This is a genomic window from Planococcus sp. CAU13 (genome assembly GCF_000775575.1).
Classification (GTDB): domain Bacteria; phylum Bacillota; class Bacilli; order Bacillales_A; family Planococcaceae; genus Planococcus.
The window spans coordinates 1-2,842 of sequence record NZ_JRGN01000338.1; the positions used below are offsets into that span (position 1 = coordinate 1).

Consider the following 2,842-nt stretch of genomic DNA (forward strand, 5'->3'; position numbering starts at 1 on the left):
AGCGAAGCTGTTTTGCGGAATATCGGTTATCTTTCATTTTTATTGTCTATACCCCAAAACTTCAAAAAAACTTCTCCCGCAAAGAGAGAAGTCTGTGCTTACATATAAATATACCACCATTCTTTCACTTTCTCAGAGAAATACGGTGTATTCTCAAGGATTCCCTGGGCTATCCCGGAACCGGCGAGATGCGTCTGAACAATGTCCATCGGCAGCAGCGCAAATACATATAAGAAGAAGAACAGCAAAATGTATACTTCGATGAATCCGAGGATTGCTCCCAGAATTTTGCTGAGGAATCCAAGGACCGGCAGATATTTCAGGAAATCAAACATGGATGCAAGGAGCTGCAATGCAAATTTGACCACGAAGAAAATAAGTGCGAAAGCGAAAAGTTGATAGAATGTCTGATCAAGATCCAGTTGCTCGATGGCCATCGTAAACCTGGATTCGTCCGTGATTGCCGGGTATGGAATCCACAGCACAAAGTATTCAGCTAACGGCTTATAATAGAGATATGCCACGACCAGCGCGATTATGAACCCTACCATATGTATCAGTTGGACCACAAGGCCCCGTTTGGCGCCGACAATGATGCCGGCAATAAGTAATATGAATAAAATTATATCTAGCATCCACTTCAGCCCTTCAGTTTTTTCAATTCATTTTCCAATTGTTCTATGCGCTCTTTCAGTTTAAGATTATCATGTACCGCATTGACAGCAGTCAAAACTGCCAGGCGGGAACTGTCGAGAGATGGATTCATCGCATGAATCTCACGCATCTTCTCGTCCACTGTAGACGCCACCAAACGCATGTGGCCAGAGGTTTCAGTGCCTACCATCTTATAAGTGTGGCCGTAGATCTCTACTGATGTGCGAATTCTTTGCTGATCCGACAATGTTCCATCCCCCAATCGATTATGCCAGAGCATAATAGCGCCGGAAGATTTCATCCGGCACAGTTTAATTACTATACATAATCATACCATGAACACAAGCTGCTTGTGAATCATAAGAAAGGAGCCTTTCCATGTCCAACGTTGTATTGAAATTACCCGAGGAAAGTCTCCTCCAGATCATCAGCCATTATGACAATAAAAAAATGCCTGCCAAAGCGCAATATGTGCGTTTCACTGCGAAGCTGCCGGATACGGTTGTGACCGTCTATAATTCCGGCAAAGTCATGTTCCAGGGCGCAGGCGCTGAACGGGAAGCCGGAAAATGGGGCGAAACTGCAGGTGCCGCCACGAAAGTTTCCGGCGCAAAAGGCGACACGTTGCCGGATGATTTTGCGAAGCTTTCCGTTCTCGGATCCGATGAAACCGGCACCGGAGATTTCTTCGGGCCAATCACGGTTGCCGCCTGTTATGTGCCGGGAGATAAAGTGGCGCTCGCTCACGAGCTCGGCGTCAAAGATTCAAAACTGCTGAACGATGATTACATGCGTGCGATTGCGCCAGACCTTCGTGCGGCTTTCGAACACAGTGTTTTAACATTGAAAAATGAAAAATACAATCAAGTGCAGGCGCAGGGCTGGTCGCAGGGGAAAATAAAATCCCTGCTCCATAACCAGGCGCTGAAGCATGTGCTGCGCAAGATGAATCCGATAAAGCCCGATGCTATTCTGATTGACCAATTTGCCGAACGCGGCATTTATTATAAGCATATTAAAGATGAAAAAGAAATAGTGCGTGAGAATGTTCTATTTTCAACAAAAGCGGAAGGTCTCCACGTCTCAGTTGCATGCGCTTCGATCATTGCACGGGTCGAATTTCTGGAGGAAATGGACCGGATGAGTGCGGAAGTTGGGATGACTTTGCCGAAAGGTGCCGGCAAGATTGTGGATGAAGCGGCGGCGAGGATAATTTTGAAGTATGGTGAGGAGTATTTGGGGAAGGTTACGAAGAGGCATTTTGCGAATACGGGGAAGGCTGTTAAGCTGGCACAAAAGCGTCGCAGTTAGAATAAGAAAAACCTCGAGAAAATTTCCTCGAGGTTTTATTTTTAATGATAGATTGCATTGAGTTCACTATTGAGGTCCCATTTATACTCAGTGCCAGGTTGTTCCACTTCTTCGGACTCCGGCCAATCGATAGAACTTGAACACCCTTTAATAGTCTTAGTAAGTTTTTTGAAATCAGTAACAAAAGTCTTAGTATTCTCTATATAAGTATCACCAATTACATGCAGAGCAGAGTTAGGGTTATTTAATTTCGGTTTCGTTTTAAAATAGGCATTCCCATAAACTTGAATTAACATATGCGGAGCATTCAAATCAATATCTCCAAGTATTGTAATGTTCCCTTGTACATATATGCAAACGTGGTTATTTGCATATATCCCCCCCTTAATATATAGATCTTTTGCAACTGTTAGTGATTCTCCACCTTTTCCTGAAGCTATATTTAAAGCATTGTCTAAGGGAGAGTTAATTACAAGCGATTCAAAGTGATATGCAGTTCTATTTATTTCAAACGGTTCATCGGTCTCTAAAAATTGCCTAACTTCAACTGTTGCAGGAGGCTTAGAAATTGTTGGTAGCCCAGTATTATTCTTAGGCTTACTGGGCTCTGGCGGTCCTGTTTCAGAAGTTGGAGGACTTTTTATTTCTGGCGGGGTTATTTCCATTTTTCCTTCAATTAACTTATCAGTTCCATTACTGGCGTACCCAGTACTATACATCGTTATAGTTATTATGCTGGTATCTCCATCTTCACAGTTCAATACTGCTGGAGGAACTTCATATGAACCTTCACTTAAGTTTTTTTCTAGGAGACCTATGTTCTCAACTAAGTCGCATAAATCCGAACGACTATCGGTAATAGCTTCTTCTTCTTCTT

At 43.3% G+C, this 2,842-nt stretch carries 4 protein-coding genes; 1 reads left to right on the forward strand and 3 read right to left on the reverse strand.

Annotated features, from left to right (window positions below; translation table 11 throughout):
- Positions 1 to 98: 98 nt before the first annotated feature.
- Complete coding sequence (locus tag KW93_RS15755) at positions 99 to 635, reverse strand: CvpA family protein (RefSeq protein ID WP_033544006.1); 537 nt, start codon at positions 633 to 635, stop codon at positions 99 to 101.
- Positions 636 to 640: 5 nt separating this feature from the next.
- Positions 641 to 934 (reverse strand): cell division protein ZapA, encoded by a 294-nt coding sequence (gene zapA / locus KW93_RS15760; RefSeq protein ID WP_442956629.1) that lies wholly within the window; start codon positions 932 to 934, stop codon positions 641 to 643.
- Positions 935 to 1,032: 98 nt separating this feature from the next.
- On the opposite strand from zapA, the gene rnhC reads away from it, so the two are divergent.
- On the forward strand, positions 1,033 to 1,965 hold the full coding sequence (gene rnhC / locus KW93_RS15765; protein WP_033544008.1) for a ribonuclease HIII: 933 nt from the start codon (positions 1,033 to 1,035) through the stop codon (positions 1,963 to 1,965).
- Between the two features lie 41 nt (positions 1,966 to 2,006).
- On the opposite strand, the gene KW93_RS17545 is transcribed toward rnhC, so the two are convergent.
- Positions 2,007 to 2,842: hypothetical protein (locus KW93_RS17545; RefSeq protein WP_033544009.1), on the reverse strand; the 836-nt coding region annotated here is incomplete at its 5' end.